At 41.3% G+C, this 16298-nt stretch carries 14 protein-coding genes; 3 read left to right on the forward strand and 11 right to left on the reverse strand.

Going from position 1 to position 16298, the window contains the following annotated elements:
• The first annotated feature begins 153 nt into the window (after positions 1 to 153).
• Both ACAM37_RS10835 and ACAM37_RS10840 read left to right on the forward strand, forming a co-directional pair.
• On the forward strand, positions 154 to 411 hold the full coding sequence (locus ACAM37_RS10835) for a GlsB/YeaQ/YmgE family stress response membrane protein (RefSeq protein ID WP_159375615.1): 258 nt from the start codon (positions 154 to 156) through the stop codon (positions 409 to 411).
• A gap of 301 nt (positions 412 to 712) precedes the next feature.
• On the forward strand, positions 713 to 1459 hold the full coding sequence (locus ACAM37_RS10840; RefSeq protein ID WP_309596084.1) for an enoyl-CoA hydratase-related protein: 747 nt from the start codon (positions 713 to 715) through the stop codon (positions 1457 to 1459).
• Between the two features lie 95 nt (positions 1460 to 1554).
• Here ACAM37_RS10840 and thrC read toward each other — a convergent pair whose 3' ends face one another.
• From thrC to fmt, 3 genes are all read right to left on the reverse strand, one after another.
• Positions 1555 to 2970 (reverse strand): threonine synthase, encoded by a 1416-nt coding sequence (thrC, locus tag ACAM37_RS10845; RefSeq protein WP_312176985.1) that lies wholly within the window; start codon positions 2968 to 2970, stop codon positions 1555 to 1557.
• Between the two features lie 68 nt (positions 2971 to 3038).
• Positions 3039 to 4391 carry a 16S rRNA (cytosine(967)-C(5))-methyltransferase RsmB gene (gene rsmB, locus ACAM37_RS10850; protein ID WP_369626234.1) on the reverse strand — a complete coding sequence of 451 codons (1353 nt, stop codon included), beginning with the start codon at positions 4389 to 4391 and terminating at the stop codon, positions 3039 to 3041.
• A 15-nt stretch (positions 4392 to 4406) separates the two neighbouring features.
• Positions 4407 to 5423, reverse strand: a complete 1017-nt coding sequence (fmt, locus tag ACAM37_RS10855) for a methionyl-tRNA formyltransferase (RefSeq protein ID WP_369626235.1) — start codon at positions 5421 to 5423, stop codon at positions 4407 to 4409.
• 136 nt (positions 5424 to 5559) lie between these two features.
• On the opposite strand from fmt, the gene ACAM37_RS10860 reads away from it, so the two are divergent.
• Positions 5560 to 8382, forward strand: coding sequence for a response regulator (locus ACAM37_RS10860; protein ID WP_369626236.1), 2823 nt, complete (start codon positions 5560 to 5562; stop codon positions 8380 to 8382).
• A 122-nt stretch (positions 8383 to 8504) separates the two neighbouring features.
• On the opposite strand, the gene ACAM37_RS10865 is transcribed toward ACAM37_RS10860, so the two are convergent.
• The 8 genes from ACAM37_RS10865 to rpmH form a co-directional block, all read right to left on the reverse strand.
• Positions 8505 to 9173 carry a riboflavin synthase gene (locus ACAM37_RS10865; RefSeq protein WP_144918597.1) on the reverse strand — a complete coding sequence of 223 codons (669 nt, stop codon included), beginning with the start codon at positions 9171 to 9173 and terminating at the stop codon, positions 8505 to 8507.
• 467 nt (positions 9174 to 9640) lie between these two features.
• A complete protein-coding gene (ribD, locus tag ACAM37_RS10870; RefSeq protein WP_369626237.1) occupies positions 9641 to 10720 on the reverse strand; it encodes a bifunctional diaminohydroxyphosphoribosylaminopyrimidine deaminase/5-amino-6-(5-phosphoribosylamino)uracil reductase RibD in 1080 nt (359 codons plus the stop codon).
• 8 nt (positions 10721 to 10728) lie between these two features.
• Positions 10729 to 11253: a transcriptional regulator NrdR gene (gene nrdR, locus ACAM37_RS10875; RefSeq protein WP_007116619.1), complete on the reverse strand. Its 525-nt coding sequence runs from the start codon at positions 11251 to 11253 to the stop codon at positions 10729 to 10731.
• A 32-nt stretch (positions 11254 to 11285) separates the two neighbouring features.
• Positions 11286 to 12677, reverse strand: coding sequence for a tRNA uridine-5-carboxymethylaminomethyl(34) synthesis GTPase MnmE (mnmE, locus tag ACAM37_RS10880; RefSeq protein WP_203171252.1), 1392 nt, complete (start codon positions 12675 to 12677; stop codon positions 11286 to 11288).
• A gap of 152 nt (positions 12678 to 12829) precedes the next feature.
• A complete protein-coding gene (yidC, locus tag ACAM37_RS10885) occupies positions 12830 to 14521 on the reverse strand; it encodes a membrane protein insertase YidC (RefSeq protein WP_100285359.1) in 1692 nt (563 codons plus the stop codon).
• 181 nt (positions 14522 to 14702) lie between these two features.
• Positions 14703 to 15002 carry a membrane protein insertion efficiency factor YidD gene (gene yidD / locus ACAM37_RS10890; protein ID WP_007116622.1) on the reverse strand — a complete coding sequence of 100 codons (300 nt, stop codon included), beginning with the start codon at positions 15000 to 15002 and terminating at the stop codon, positions 14703 to 14705.
• A gap of 63 nt (positions 15003 to 15065) precedes the next feature.
• Positions 15066 to 15503: a ribonuclease P protein component gene (rnpA, locus tag ACAM37_RS10895; RefSeq protein ID WP_369626238.1), complete on the reverse strand. Its 438-nt coding sequence runs from the start codon at positions 15501 to 15503 to the stop codon at positions 15066 to 15068.
• A 259-nt stretch (positions 15504 to 15762) separates the two neighbouring features.
• Positions 15763 to 15897 (reverse strand): 50S ribosomal protein L34, encoded by a 135-nt coding sequence (gene rpmH, locus ACAM37_RS10900; RefSeq protein WP_050326012.1) that lies wholly within the window; start codon positions 15895 to 15897, stop codon positions 15763 to 15765.
• Between the last annotated feature and the right edge of the window lie 401 nt (positions 15898 to 16298).

Genomic DNA, 16298 nt, shown 5'->3' on the forward strand with positions numbered 1-16298 from the left:
TACTGATAGCTTATGTATAAAATAACAGTCATCAGAGAGGCAGTTATTAGTTAAAACCATAAATATAACAATTTAGCCCTATGACGCCTGCCAATCGATTAGGCAACAAAATAAGTTAAAAATTAGACAAGTTAAAAAATTAGGAGTGTTAAAATGAGCTTTATTTATATGATTATCATGGGTCTTATCGTTGGTGTTATCGCCCGTGCTATCAAGCCAGGTGCGGACGCAATGGGTTGGATTCTTACCATTGTACTGGGTATTATTGGTGCATTAGTGGGCGGTTTCTTAGCAGGTATGCTAGGTGTGGATGCCAGTGGTGGTTTTACCGGTTTAATCTTTTCAGTGATTGGTGCCATTATTGTGCTATTCGTTTATGAACTAGCCACTGGTAAACGCCGTATTGGTTAATGGTCAATACTGTATTAGTTAACTATGCAATCAATTTAAAATATCAATTAAAAAAAGGCATTTAATTTAAATGCCTTTTTTATTGGCTAAAATTTTCTGAACGCTTGGCATCTAACTCATAGCATCTAACGCTTGGTATGTTGGGCTTAATTTTTTTCAGTTTGAATTTTTTTGCCGTCATTGTCTTACTAAGTTTGGAATCTCAGCTTAGAATAATGCTATATTGTTGACTTGGTTTTTAGCACGACATACCTACTAGACCCCTACTAGACACTGATGAGATACCAAGGTAAATAATTTCATGGAACAACTTGTCAATTTTCACACGCAAAATGGCGTTTTAGAAATCCAATTTAATCGTGCTGATAAAAAAAATGCCCTAACCAATGCCATGTACCAAGCCGTACAAACCGCGATGGAACAGGCAAAAAGTGACGATAATATTCGAGTGATTTTATTTACGTCAACCGGTGATTTTTTTACCGCAGGTAATGATCTTGTCGATTTTTTAAACAAAGCAGAAAACGATGATGCTGAGCTTAACGCGTTAGATTTCGTGCAGTTTTTGGGCGATTATCCCAAACCCATCGTGGCAGCGGTGACAGGCTCAGGCGTTGGCATTGGCTTGACGCTGCTACTTCATTGTGATTTGGTGTATATCGTAGAAAACGCTAAATTATTAGCCCCATTTGTGGATTTATCTTTGGTGCCAGAAGCAGGTTCGACCCTTTTGCTGACGCAAAGAATTGGTTATCAGCGTGCCTTTGAAGTGTTTGTGATGGGTGAAAAAATTACAGGTAAACAGGCGGTTGAATTGGGCTTAGCCAACCAAGCTTTTGCTAATAGTGATGAGGTACTAAGCACGGCGCGCCAAAAAGCAGAAATACTTGCCAAAAAATCGGTGTCATCGGTACGACAAACCAAAGACTTGATGCGTAATGCCACAGAAATCCTAGCGCGTATCCAACAAGAAAATGTTCACTTTAGTAACCGTCTGCAGACGGATGAAGTCAAAGCGATACTGCGCAAATTTGTCCATAAACAATAAGGCAAAAGAGAACACTAATGCAAAAAAGCCTTTTAACTAGCAAATTAAAAGGCTTTTGTTTAACCCAACTTATTAGCCAATTTATTAGATAGCCATTATTTGGCTACCACAAACTGTTCAATTTGCGCCCGCACCAAATTTGCATCATTATCAAGCACAGTCACATACTGCGCCAAGCTTTCGATATTATCGGTATGTTTGGGACGGGGAATGTCAAGTTGACCGACAGCTTCGGTGATGGTCTCGGCAAATTTGGCTGGCAAGGCGGTTTCGGCGCAGACAATGACCTCACCCTTTTTGCGTACTTCACGAGCCACTTTTATCCCATCAGCGGTGTGCGGGTCAATGAGCTGATTGTCTTCGGCATACACTTGTTTGATTGTGGCGATACGGTCGGCATGGGTTGATTTACCCGATGCAAAGCCATATTTGCCATTGATGTTTGCCATCAAATCCGACATATCAAAGCCTTTGCCTGCGTTGACATCCTGCCAAAGCGTATTAATTTTTTCGCCATTTTTCTCAGCGAGCAGGTATACAAAACGCTCAAAATTCGACGCTTTTGAAATATCCATCGATGGACTTGATGTCACATAAGTCTTGTCAGCGGTACGGGGGCTATATTTACCAGTAGTAAAAAAGTCGTGCAGAACGTCGTTTTCGTTGGTGGCAACGATTAAACGCTCGATGGGTAATCCCATTTCACGGGCAATATGTCCGGCACAAATATTACCAAAGTTACCCGATGGCACGCAGAAACTCACCTTTTGGCTATTGTCAGTGGTGCTGGCAAAATAACCTTTAAAATAGTAGACGATTTGCGCGAGGATACGACCCCAGTTAATGGAGTTGACAGTCCCAAGGCTGTATTTGGCTTTAAACTCAGCATCTTGCTGCAGGGCTTTTACGATATCCTGGCAGTCATCGAACATACCTTTGATGGCGATGTTATGGATATTTTTATCATCTAGGCTATACATTTGTGCGCGCTGGAATTCACTCATTTTGCCATGGGGCGACATCATAAACACTTCGATATTGTCTTTGCCACGCAGCGCATATTCAGCCGCTGAGCCTGTATCGCCTGATGTGGCACCGATGATGGTCAGACGCTCATTTTTTTTCTTTAACACATATTCAAAAGCATTGCCCAAAAACTGCATGGCGATGTCTTTAAATGCCAGTGTTGGGCCGTTTGATAACTCGATGATTTTGATGCCATCTTTGAGTGTACGAACAGGGGTGATATCGGGATTGCCAAATGCCTGCACGGTGTAAGTTTTATCAATCAGTGTTTTTAAATCGTCTTTTGGGATATCGGTGGCGAATAATTGCATGATTTCAAAGGCAAGCTCAGGGTAGCTTAAAGTGCGCCATTGGGTGAGCGTTGCTTCATCAATCTGTGGGTATTCTTCAGGTAGCATTAAGCCGCCGTCTGGGGCAAGCCCCATCAGTAACACATCACTAAATTGCATAGGGGCCGTTTTGCCACGGGTGCTGATATAGTTCATCTTTCCATCCATTTAATCAATTTGATGCAGTTTAGCATAAACCTAGCATTGCGATGAATGCCAATTTTTTAGCCACGTTTTTGCAGTAAGGCATAATAAAAGCCATCGCCATCGTTTTGATGAAGCGGTAAGCATTGATAACCGATGTCCCGTTTGATTTGGTTAGATAAATTAAGGCTAAAATCCACGATTTGCGCCGCTTGGTGTGTGGCTAAAAACGCTTGTAGTTGATTTTCATTCTCTGCTTTTAACATCGAACAAGTGATATAGAGTAGATAACCATTATCGGCTAAATTATGCCAACAGTTGGCTAAAATATTGGCTTGTAACGCAGCAGTTTGCCCCACATCTTCTTCGGTGCGTAGCAATGCGATATCAGGATGGCGGCGAATCACACCTGTTGCGGTACAAGGTGCGTCAAGCACTATCACATCAAATTGGGTATCTACTTGAAACGTTGTGGCATCCTCACATACCAAGTGTACATTTTCTTGGTTTAACTGCAAACGCTCAAGGTTTTGGCTTACCCGTTGTAAACGTTTTTCATCGTTGTCCAAAGCGATTACATGCGCGATATTTTGATGTTTCACGTGAAACGTTTTTGACTGCTCAAGCTCCAATAAATGCGCCAGTTTACCCCCGGGCGCAGTGCAAGCATCTAGTACCGTCAAAGATTTATCCAAGGCGAGGCTTGCCAAAATATGTGCTGATAACTGGGCATGTTTGTCTTGCACACTGACCCATCCTTCGGCAAATTTAGGCAAATCGGTGATTCTTATAGCGTCAGTGAGTTGAATGGTTTGCACCTCCTCAAAGCCAATGGACACTAGGGCAAAACCGATGCCTTGTTGGGTTAATATATCGGCATAATCCTCTACACTACAAAACTTGCGATTGACGCGTAAGAATATGGGCGCAGGTTGGCGAAGCGCTTGTCCAAGCTCGGCATAGTATTCACCCCAATCTTGTTTGAGCTGCTTGGCAAGCCAATTAGGTAGACTGTGGTTTTTCTCAATTTTCTTGGCAAATTTGGCAGGGTTTTTTTGCACCTTTCGCAGTATGGCATTGATAAGTCCAGCACCGTAACCTTTATCCAGTTGTTTGACTGCTTCGACCGTTTCACCAATCGCCGCGTAATCTGGTGTGTCCATATATAGCAGTTGGTACAGTCCGATATTGAGTGCTGCCCATACGCCTTTGTCAGTGACTTCATGCTCAATCAAGCTTTCACCAATACGAGCGAGTGCCCACCATTGACGCAGTGTGCCAAGCAATAATTCATGGGCAAAGCCTTTGTCTTTTTCGCTCACTTGGTTGAGTAGTGGGTCAAGCAAGCTAGCTAATGACTCGCCTTGTTGGATGCGCTCAAGGGTGGCGACAACTTTGGCGCGAGTGTTAAGCTGAGAATGTAATTGAGTCATGATGTGCCTAATTGGTTATGAGTGAAAAATATCACCATCGTTGAGTTTATCTCCATTGGCAATTTGCTCAGCGGTTAACGGCTTACCCCCTGGCCACTGCATTTGGGTGATATTAATCAGATGCTGTACACCCTGATGTTGGTGGTTGGTCGCGTTTTTGCCACAGGCGACCAAAATCGCGTTACGACCCACACTGACGATTTTACCTGCGGGTTCATGGGTTTGTTGGTCGAGTTTAATGGGCGCTGCTTCTATTATTTTGATACGGCTGTTGGGGTCTTTATGTTCATCCAGATAGGTAAAGGCATTTAACGCACGGATTTGGCGTTGAATACTGATAGCATCATTTTGCCAGTTAATTTCACCCTCTGCTGTGGTAATTTTCTCGGCATAATTAGCCAAAGCGTCGTCTTGTTTTTGCGCGTTTTGTTGATAGTTTTCTAAATCAGATAGCACCGTCACAATGGCTTCACCGCCTAATTTGGCTAATTTATCATGCAATAGTTGGGTGGTATCTGTGTCAGTGATTGGGCATTCTATTTTATACAGCATATCGCCCGTATCGAGTCCCTGCGCCATTTGCATGATGGTAATGCCTGTAGTGTCGTCCCCTGCTAAAATCGCACGCTGAATGGGCGCTGCACCGCGCCAGCGTGGCAATAATGAGCCGTGAATATTGATGCAGCCAAATTTTGGGGTATGCAGCACACCAAGCGGCAAAATCAATCCGTACGCAGCCACCACCATAACATCGGGTCGATAGCGTTTAAGTGTTTCACGTGAAACAATCCCATCGGCTGATTTTAAGCTAAAACTTTCGGGTTGTTCCACCGCAATGTTATTTGCCAAGGCAAGGGCTTTGACGGGCGATGCGCTAATTTTTTGCCCACGACCAGATTTGCGGTCAGGTTGTGTATAGACCGCCACAATGTCAATATTAAGGGTTTTTTGGTGACTGATTAGTGCTTGTAAGGCGACTTTAGCAAATTCGGGCGTACCAGCAAATACGACCCTAAGCGGGGTTTGAGACATGATAAATTTCGTCTTAAATACAATAAATTTCTGTTATTATAATATGAATTGGCACAATACTTAAATCTAGCATTGTGATGATGGGTTTTTTTCTTTTACCTTCATTGACTGTTTTCTTTATTGGGTATATCACGCTGTGTCAAACCAGTTTTCTCTCTACAATCGCCCAGCAGCTCGGCGACTCATCATAACCTTAGTGGCTATCGAACTGATACTGATAGTGGCAGGTTATGGGTTGCTAGGTTTTTATGCGTTGCAGCAGCAACAGCAGCTCGGTGAAAGTTGCCTCGTTGAGCTGGTTGATAAACTCAATCATAAAATTAGCCATCATGAGTACGATTGGAGCCAAGTCACTTTAGATCACCATGCGGCGATTAAAAATTATCAGTTGATTATTGTTGAGCCGACGGGTGCTACTACCGTTGTCAAAAACAACCATGATGATTTTTCTGTCCCCTTACCCAATTGGACGCTATCTAACAAACAAAGCAATAAAATGTTTTATGATATTCATGGCTTTGAAGTTTGGCAGAATCTGGCAGCGGGTTACCGCTTATACGTTAAAGTACAATATTTGCCACTTTGGCGTAATTTTGCCAACCCTATCTATTTGCTGCCGCTGCTATTGGGGTTTTGCCTATTTTTATATGTGATGATTCAGCTACGAAAGAGTTACGAGGTTTGGTATAAATTTCTCGATTACGCCCAAAATTTGCAATTGCAAATTAGTCAAGGTTATCAGCCTGCCAAGCTTCATGAGTTTCGTGACCACCCTGAATTACGCTATTTATCTCAGCTGTTTAATCGTCATGCTTATAAGATGGGGCAATATTATGATAAGGTTCGCGAGTTAACCTATCGACAAAATATTTTGATTGATACTTCACCAATTTTGCTATTTATCATGAGCAGAAATGGTCGGATTGTTTACTTTAATCATAAATTTTCACAAGTGTTTTATACCCCGTTTCAACCGGGTTCGATGTATATTCTCAGTGACTTTATCACCGGTGCCAATAAAACCACGCAGCAGTTACTAAATTCGCTCGAGAATATTCAGACTTATGCAACTTTACCCGTGACCAATCTACAGCGAAATCTGTATTTTGATTTACGCATTACCCCGTATTATAACCGTTTTGGTCAACTACAAGGTTATAGCTGTGGCTTACAAGATACCACCGATTATCACGATAAGCTGCAAAAAGCGTGGGTCGAAGATAAATTTACTACTGATAAACTAACCAATTTTAATAAAATGTGGGCGGTAGTGGGGCATGAATTGCGTACTCCACTCAGTGGTCTAGTCGGCATGATAGATCTACTTGCTGAAGATAAAGCACAGTTTAATAGCGAGCAACAAGAGACTATCGCAACCCTGCAACAATCTAGCTATACCATGATTCAACTGCTCAATGATATGCTTGATGTGGCCAAATTAGACGCAGGCAGGCTACAAACCAATGTCACGTCTATTGATCTCTTGCAGTTACTACGCCAAACCACTGGACTGATGGTTGGTAACGCCCGACGTCAAAAAATTAGTCTGTATATTTTTGTGGACCCATTTACCCCACGTTTTATTGATTGTGATGAAGGCAAATTACGGCAAATTATTTTAAACTTATTGACCAATGCGGTAAAATTTACCAAAGAGGGCTACGTGGCTATCACGGTTGATAAAACCGATAGCCGTCACCCATTAATCGCGGCTAAAACCAGCCAAAATATGACTGTCAGCAAAGATTGGTTAAAAATAACGGTAAAAGATACCGGTTTAGGTATTAGCGAAAAAGACCAACAAAAATTATTTTCCTACTTTGAACAAGCCAATGATTCCATTAGTCGGCAGTTTGGCGGTACAGGACTTGGTTTAGCTATTTCCAATAGTTTTTCACATTTATTGGGTGGCTTTATTCATTTAGAAAGTCAATTTGGTCAAGGCAGTGAATTCCAACTATTTTTACCGATTCCAAAGTTTAGTCTGCAACCTGTTTACCAACATAAAACCAGGAATTTAAGGGTAACACTCATTCTTATCTCGCCATTTTCTATCTTTGAGCGAGCGAATAAAGTTTTAAGTTATGTGGAATTATCGCATCATATCTTCACAACTATTGATGAAACCGTTATCAATACGATTAATAACCTTAACTTGCAAGGCTTGATGCCGGTCTTTGTGATTGATGATGCAGCACTTAAAGCCAACAACCATTTATTAGATAATATTCATTTTTATGCTGATGCGATTAAAATTATTTTAAGTATTGAATCACCTAAAACTCTGCCACCCGAGCTGCAATTACAATTTGATGGGTATTTGCAAAAACCTGCGTCTTTAAGCCTGTTGATTGCTGAGGTGAATCATCTATATGAGTTAAAAATCAAAAAAGAAAAAACCAATACCCATCTGCCCGTACAACTGGCCTTTAAGCAATTTTTGCAGCAGTACCCTAACCTCTCTAATTCTAGCGTTAACGTAGCATCCGTAACGCCCCCCGTTAATAACTATAATGTCTTATTGGACACACCAATTCAAGTGGTTGATGACGGGCAAACGAGTGTTGATAGCCCAACCGATGCGCACCCTTCTAGCCAAAAATTGATATTGATAGCAGAAGACAACCCGGTTAATCAAAAAATTGCCAAAAAGCATTTGGAAGCCTTGGGTTATCGCTATCTTGTAGCATCCGATGGCGAGCAAGCAGTTAAGTTACTCAGTGAAAATCGTCAGCAAATCGGACTTGTGCTGATGGACTGTCGCATGCCAATTCTAGATGGTATTGAAGCGACGCGTATTATTCGTCTCAATAAAGATAGTGTGCCGATTGTTGCCTTAACCGCCAATGATTCTGATGATGATAAGAATATCTGTTTAGAAGCGGGGATGGACAGTTTTTTGACCAAACCCATCAACAAGCAAAAACTCATCGAAGTCATCAGTCATTACATGGTCTGAGACAATAAAAAAGACCAGGTTAACTTGGTCTTTTTTTGTTTGAAGTAAAACGTTATGAGGGTCGAGTTTTAAAAGTAAATTGGTTGGTGGTTCTTTGTCCATCATTATAAAGCAGTTGCGCTCTATTTGCTAAACCCATTTTGTTGTAGGAAGCTTAATGTAATGCCTTCATGATTAGAATTTGACATGTTGTCTGGTGTTGACATAAGAAGTTTTTCTAAATATCTGGCTACCACATCCACCTCGATGTTGACTTTTGTTGCCACTTTCCAATGTCTGCTTATGTTGGTGACCTGCGCTGTATGGGGGATGATATTTAAACTAATCACATTACCTTCCACCAAATTACTGGTCAGGCTAATACCATCGACTGTTACAGAACCCTTGGTAGCGACATATTTGGTAAACTCGCTTGGAATCTCAATTTCTATATAAATCGAGCGCGAATCATTTTTTATCAGTTTAACCGTACCCGTGGTATCAACATGACCGGTGACAATGTGCCCGCCAAATCGTGTAGTAGGCAACATGGCTTTTTCAAGGTTTACTACATCGCCAACTTGCCATTGTTGCATCGCTGTTTTATTGAGTGTTTCACGTGAAACATCAACGGCGTACCAGTCTTTACCTTGCTCTACAACAGTGAGACAAATCCCATTACTTGCAATCGAGTCACCCAATTTAACATCAGCAAAGTCTAAATAGTCAGATTGAACTTTTAAGCGTACATCACCCTGTGTTGGCGTAATCGCAACGATTTTTCCAGTCGCTTCAATAATACCTGTGAACATTGTTTATCCTATTTCTTTATGATATCAATGCATTTTAATGTACTTTTACAACTATCACAAATATAAAATATTATTTAGAATAATTAAATTATAATCAGCTCTCAGATATAATTTAAATTGGTCATCAGGCATTCAAAAAATTAAAATGATAGAGGTAGCTTTTGGTGGATAACTTACCATCATAGACTACTTATGACCTTGTTTATCTACTTATCCACTGGTCTTAATTGTGATAGATTACGGGTGTTTTGTGCTATGTTTCATGTGAAACACCGCTTATAGTCTAGTATTGCAGTAAAACATAGCTTTAATGACTGTTTCATGTGAAACACTTATCCACAAAGAAAATCTACTTTTAACGCTTTCATTAAATTTAGCTAACAATGTGGATAAGTTTTAAAAAGCGAAAAATATAATAATTTAACTATTTTATTTTCAGCGAGATTTATCCAACCCATTATGTGTATTTACTTATCAAAACGATAGGTTAATTTGATATCAGTCTCCATTGTTTCATGTGAAACTAACGAAGCGATAATTTGCTGGTGGATATGCTGTGCCGTAAAGTTAATCATGGGCTTAGCACTGTTACCCAAAAAGCATGGCGCTTGATACACGACTAATTCATCTACCAAACCTTGTTGTAAGAAACTAGCAGCGACCGTCGCACCTGCTTCAACCAACACATCATTGATTTGGTAATTGTCTTTTAGACTGGTGAGTAGTTGGGTTAAGCTCATAGTTGAATCTTGGATAAGCAAAACAGGACGCTTGTTGATTTGACTTTGATACCATGCATCCGTCATTTTGATGCGTTGACGACGGTCAAGCACGACCAGTAACGGCTGGGGTATATCGTCTAAATTTATCCCTAATTGCTGACTACGGATATTTAGCGCAGGATGGTCTTGCAGGATGGTTTCGCTACCCGTGATAATCGCCCCTGCTTGCGCTCGTAAACGCTGTACATCTTCACGTGATTGTTCGCTTGTTATCCATTTTGACTCACCATTTGCCATCGCGGTGCGTCCATCTAGACTTGTCGCTATCTTTAAGCGCACAAAAGGCAAGCCGCCACGCATGACCTTAAAAAAGCCTTCATTTAATTGATAAGCCGCTTGCTCACAAATGCCAGTAATGACTTCGACACCCGCTCGCTGCAGTTTGGCAATACCACCACCATCGACTTTAGGATTAGGATCGACAACAGCAATCACCACACGGCTAATACCCGCTTGGATTAGCGCATCAGCACAGGGCGGGGTACGTCCATGATGGCTACAAGGTTCAAGCGTGACATAAGCTGTTGCCCCTTGCAAATGCTTAGCATAACGCTCATACGCTTGGCGAAGGGCAAACACTTCGGCGTGGGGTTGTCCTGCTTGATAGTGAAAACCTTCGCCAATGATTTGATTATCTTTGACAATGACACAGCCGACACTAGGATTGGGACGGGTGGTGAAACGTCCTTTTTTAGCCAGCTCAATGGCGCGTGACATATAGTATTGGTGCTGATAGCACTCAGCAGGGGATAAAGTTGCCGTCATAATAAAACTTAGGATTGTAGATGTTTGAGCTTGTGTGGGTGAGTCAAATCTTCGATACGTTGATTGATTTCTTGTTTGTTGGTGTCCGTGGTGAGGTTTGACACCATGTGTTTGAAGGCTTCAATATCTTGAAAATCTCGATACACGCTAGCAAATCGAACGTAGGCGACATCATCAATTTGGCTCAACTCTTTCATGACGATTTCACCTAAAATTTTACTTGGCACCTCACGCTCCCCGAGCTGTCTGAGCTGCTTTTCAATCCGGCTAATCATAGCTTCAATGTTGTCAGTCGATATTGGACGTTTTTGTAACGGTAGTTGCACTGAGCGACGCAGTTTTTGCCCATCATACGGCTCAATACGACCATTGGATTTGATGATACGAGGCATGACCGCTTCGATAATTTCAAAGGTGGTAAATCGCTCTTGGCACGCGGCACACTGACGACGACGTCGTACTTGCGCACCTTCTGCCGCGAGTCTTGAATCAATGACTTTAGTATCTTCAGCATTACAAAATGGACAGTGCATGCGATTTCCTAGCTAAGTTTAAACCTATTACGTTATTTACCAATACAAAAACTGCCAAAAATCTTGCCCAATAAATCATCGGCGGTAAATTCACCGGTGATTTCGTTGAGGCTAATCTGTGCTTGGCGTAGGCTTTCCGCCACCAATTCACCGGCATGAAACAAATGCAGTTGTTCATCGGCTTCTTGCAGCGCCATTTGGGTACGGCGTAGCGCATCAAGATGGCGGGTTCGTGCAATCAAGCTGTTTTCAGGGGGATGAAAACCGACTTTATCACAGATTTGATTGACCAATTCCTCAAGCCCTGTACCATATTTACAAGACACATAGACGGGGTGGTAAATCTGCTCTTGTGATGAAAACTGCTTGGGCAAATTTTGGTGATTGTCGGATAAATCAATTTTGTTGGCAATCATTAATATCGAATTGGCATTGGGTAGGCTACCAAATAATTCGCTCGCCAATCGTAACGGCTCATGCTCACGGTGCGCATCATACACCATAAGCAGTAAATCGGCTTGGGTGATGGCTTGTCGTGCTCGCTCAATGCCCGCCTGTTCCACAATATCATCGGTTTGGCGCAGCCCAGCGGTATCGGTCAAATTTAGCGTTAGACCGTTTAACACAATGGTTTCTTGCAAAATATCGCGCGTTGTTCCTGCAATATCGGTCACAATGGCACGCTCTTGCCCTGCTAGACGATTGAGCAAGCTAGATTTTCCCGCATTGGGTCGCCCGGCAATCACAACTGAGACACCATCTCGCAGTAATTGCCCTTGTTTGGCAGTGGCTAATACATTGTTTAGTTGCTCACAAACTTGGCGTAATTGCTTGGCGATATGCTCATCTGCCAAAAAATCAACCCCTTCTTCATCCGGAAAATCAATAGCGGCTTCAACATACAGTCGTAGCTGAATTAACTGCTCAAGCAGCGCATTAATTTTTTGTGAAAACTCACCGGTCAATGAGCGCATGGCACTTTTTGCGGCAGCCACACTGGTGGCATCAATGGCATCAGCAATCGCTTCTGCTTGTACTAAATCAAGCTTATCATTATCAAAAGCCCGCGCCGAGAACTCGCCCGCTACCGCCTGATTTGCACCCAATTCAAACACACGGGTCAAAAGCTGCTGCTGCAAAATCATACCACCGTGACCTTGCAACTCAATCACATCTTCACCCGTAAAAGAATGGGGGGCAGGGAAATATAACACCAATCCCTCATCAATCACCGTATCATCACTATCATAAAATCGGCAAAAATGGGCAAATCGCGGTTTGAAAGCTTGACGACCGGTTAACGCCAAGGCAATTTGGTAACTGTTTGGACCTGATAGGCGTATCACACCAACCCCGCCACGACCCATTGGAGTTGCAATGGCGGCAATGGTTGAAGTAAGCGCTGTCTGAGAGTTATTTAACATAATTTTTTACAATCTAACATTTCGGGTAGTCAGCATTGACTTAATACTGATATTTTAACATCCACTCACTGATTACAACATGATTATTTTTTGCCAATAAAAAACCCTTTAAACAACGGTTTAAAGGGTGGATAACTTACTGATTGATGGATTTACACCACGTTACGTGCTGCCTCTTTTGCTGCTTGCTCACGCTCAACTTTTTTATTGATAAAGTATTGCTGCGCCATACTAAACAAGTTGTTGACTGTCCAATAAAGCACTAGACCCGCTGGGAAGAATAGCATAAACACGGTGAAAATAATCGGCATAAATTTCATCACACGGGCTTGCATAGGATCTTGCGGCTGTGGGTTTAGCATCTGCTGGAAAAACATCGCCGCGCCCATAATGAGTGGCAAGATAAACAATGGATCCATGGATGATAAGTCACGAATCCAACCAATCCAAGGGGCATGGCGTAATTGGACCGATTCGACCAGTACCCAATACAACGCCAAGAAAATCGGCATTTGCAGCAATACAGGTAAACAACCTGCCATCGGATTGACTTTTTCTTCTTTGTAGATGCGCATCATCTCTTGTGACATACGCATACGGTCATCACCATATTCTTCTTTTAGGGCTTGTAATCGTGGTGCCACTGCGCGCATTTTTGCCATCGAGTGATAGCTTTTATTGGCGATAGGCATTAACGCGATTTTTACCAATAAAGTGAGTACAATAATTGACCAACCCCAGTTACCCAAGACTTTATGTACATTATCCAAAATCCAAAATAGGACTTTTGAAATCGGCCATAAGATACCGTAATCAACAGTTTTATCTAACCCCTCTGCCAAAGGTTTTAAGTTGGTTTGAATTTTTGGACCTGCATACAGGGCAGACGTTAACGTCACTTGTTTGTTGGGAGCGACTGACACAGGGTTACTGGTGAACCCGATAATGTGATCTTTGCCAGCTTCACGGCTATAAAAATTTGCTGTGTAATCCTTTGGCATCCAAGCGGTGACAAAATAATGCTGTACCATGCCAATCCAGCCTTTATCACTGCTGGCTTTTAAACCCTCATTAAAATTACCAAACTTGAGTTTGTTGTAAGGCTGATCTGGTGTACCCCATGCGCCACCTAGGTAAGTCGATAGGCTAATTGCGCCTTTGTCACCTTTACCTGGGTCTTCGCTATTATCACGTTTTAACTGCGCATACATTTGTCCTTGCCAAGGCTGCGTACCGTTATTGGTGATGTTATAGCTGACGTTGATAGGATATTGACCTTTGGTAAACTTATAGGATTTGATGACGGTTACGCCATCTTTTTGATAAGTTAAAGGCACGACCAATTCGGCTTGATTAGGTTGCATGACAAATTGGTTACTAGGCGCGGTAAAAGTCGCACGGCCATTGCTATTATCAATACCATTGGCACCAATTAACCCTGACTGAGCCACATATACGCGATTACTATCTTCTTCAAGGAGTACAAACGGTTGGTTGCTATTTAATGTCTGGGTCTGCTCTCGAAGCGCCGCGTATACCACATCGCCACCCACTGGATTAATACGAAGATCATATTTGTCCGTCATCACGCTAATGAGCTGTGCGCCCGTTTTCTGGGTAGTGGGAGCAGCAGTTGGCGTGGTTGCCGTTGCCGCGGGAATATCACCCGTTGGCGTACCTGAAGCCCCCGCCACTGGCACATCATTGCTACTCACGGCTGTGGTTGTTGGGGTTATCGCCACGGGTTTATTTACATTGGTATAATCATCCCGCCAAGCCAGAATCAGCAAATAACCCGTAATTAACATTGCGATAATAATCAATGTCCGTAAAATTTTTTGCATATATAGCTATCCTATCTAATGATATTGCTTGAAATCACTAGTTGCTAATAAAGGAAAAACAATTAAAAAATAGAAGACATTCTACTAAAAAAAAGTTAAAAAAGATATTCCATAAATAGTTGACTCAATTACGCTATTTAAGACTCGCAACAAGTTTTTATAATTTCATCAACCCAATAAATTAATAATAGTGGTAAGCATATACCAAAAAGTAAGACGGCAATGTGTCAATATAATGATAACGGTAGCGATATAATGGCTTAGGGACAAAATCAATGCCATGCCCACCCCAAGGATGACAACGTGCGATACGCTTGGCTGTTAATAATCCACCCCGGTACCCCCCATGCAATCTTACCGCCTCTAAACCATAACTAGAGCACGTTGGATAAAAGCGGCAACGAGGTGCCAACCACGGGCTAATCAAACGCTGATAAAATATAATCATAAACAACAAAAATTTTGCTAATAATTTATTCATGGATTAAACCCAGATTTTTTATCACCTTCATTTGAGTAAAGATATTACGAACTGCCGCTAAAATTAATTCCGCTTCAACTTTCTAATCTTATCGTTGATTAAGTTAAAGCCCATCGCTAATTGCTGCGCAATTGCTTCATTTGGCATGTCATCGGAAAACTGCTTGATAGTTAACAAAATATCAACTTGACCATTTAGCTGGTGCTGATGCAACCGAAAATGCTCTCGCGTTAATCGCTTAATACGATTACGCTCATGGGCACGTTTGACTTTCTTTTTAGTGATCGCAAGACCCAACCGATTTACTGCAGCTTGTCTTTGGCTATCAGCTAAAACCACTTTGACAAAGAACAATAAATTAGGCTGATGAATTTTAAATATCACAACAGGCTGTGACTGATCTTCACCAGTTTTGGTATGACGACCCGACATCGCTTTAAAATCTTTGGGCGTTAGTAGCCGCTGTGATTTATCAAATTTAAAAGGTTTGTCTGCAATCATGAGGGTAAGTCCAAATCAATACCAAAGCCCCATTAAAATAAAAGCTAAACCATAAACAAGAAGCTATAAATTTTATGGATAGGGTAAAAATAGGCTGAAATAATAGAGTAGGGGAGTATGCTAAGCGCTAGTTACAAACCGACTTCTAGCATAACGATTAGTACGACAATAAAAAAAGCGATATAAGAAGTATATCGCTTTTTACTATAACCTGTTTTAATATCAACAATATTATTAAATCAAGTTAACGAAATAGACATTACACCGTTAAACGATGACGGCCTTTAGCACGACGACGAGCTAAAACTTGACGGCCATTTTTAGTAGCCATACGAGCACGGAAACCGTGAGTACGTTTACGTTTGATTACGCTTGGTTGGAAAGTGCGTTTCATGCGATTCACCTTGGCTAAATTTACGTGATATTTAACCGATAGCGGTTAAAATACAAAATTTCAAAACAGTTAATCTAGTATTATCCTTAATTTTAACCAATAGGTCAAGGATAACTAAGATTATTGGTTAATTTCTTTCTTTAAATCACAGACACAATCAATTATTTTATTTATTTAAAATAATATTTTTGTATAACAAATACCATTCAACAAAAGTTATCCACAAAAAATTATTTTATTATTATATATTCAATAAGTATTATTTATTATTATTAAGCAGGTCTATTTCTGTGGATATTTAACTAAAAATCATAAAAAAACAAATATTTGCCATGTTGATAAGTATGTATATAAACCGTTGATAGCTTGTTAGTAATTTCCTGTTTTTACTTATCAACAAT

It is taken from the genome of Moraxella sp. K23 (assembly GCF_041154765.1).
GTDB lineage: Bacteria > Pseudomonadota > Gammaproteobacteria > Pseudomonadales > Moraxellaceae > Faucicola > Faucicola tetraodonis.

Coding starts and splice junctions, on each gene's coding strand:
- ACAM37_RS10835 (WP_159375615.1), top strand. CDS start 154: ATGAGCTTTATTTATATGATTATCATGGGTCTTATCGTTGGTGTTATC.
- ACAM37_RS10840 (WP_309596084.1), top strand. CDS start 713: ATGGAACAACTTGTCAATTTTCACACGCAAAATGGCGTTTTAGAAATC.
- thrC (WP_312176985.1), bottom strand. CDS start 2,970: ATGAACTATATCAGCACCCGTGGCAAAACGGCCCCTATGCAATTTAGT.
- rsmB (WP_369626234.1), bottom strand. CDS start 4,391: ATGACTCAATTACATTCTCAGCTTAACACTCGCGCCAAAGTTGTCGCC.
- fmt (WP_369626235.1), bottom strand. CDS start 5,423: ATGTCTCAAACCCCGCTTAGGGTCGTATTTGCTGGTACGCCCGAATTT.
- ACAM37_RS10865 (WP_144918597.1), bottom strand. CDS start 9,173: ATGTTCACAGGTATTATTGAAGCGACTGGAAAAATCGTTGCGATTACG.
- ribD (WP_369626237.1), bottom strand. CDS start 10,720: ATGACGGCAACTTTATCCCCTGCTGAGTGCTATCAGCACCAATACTAT.
- nrdR (WP_007116619.1), bottom strand. CDS start 11,253: ATGCACTGTCCATTTTGTAATGCTGAAGATACTAAAGTCATTGATTCA.
- mnmE (WP_203171252.1), bottom strand. CDS start 12,677: ATGTTAAATAACTCTCAGACAGCGCTTACTTCAACCATTGCCGCCATT.
- yidC (WP_100285359.1), bottom strand. CDS start 14,521: ATGCAAAAAATTTTACGGACATTGATTATTATCGCAATGTTAATTACG.
- yidD (WP_007116622.1), bottom strand. CDS start 15,002: ATGAATAAATTATTAGCAAAATTTTTGTTGTTTATGATTATATTTTAT.
- rnpA (WP_369626238.1), bottom strand. CDS start 15,503: ATGATTGCAGACAAACCTTTTAAATTTGATAAATCACAGCGGCTACTA.
- rpmH (WP_050326012.1), bottom strand. CDS start 15,897: ATGAAACGCACTTTCCAACCAAGCGTAATCAAACGTAAACGTACTCAC.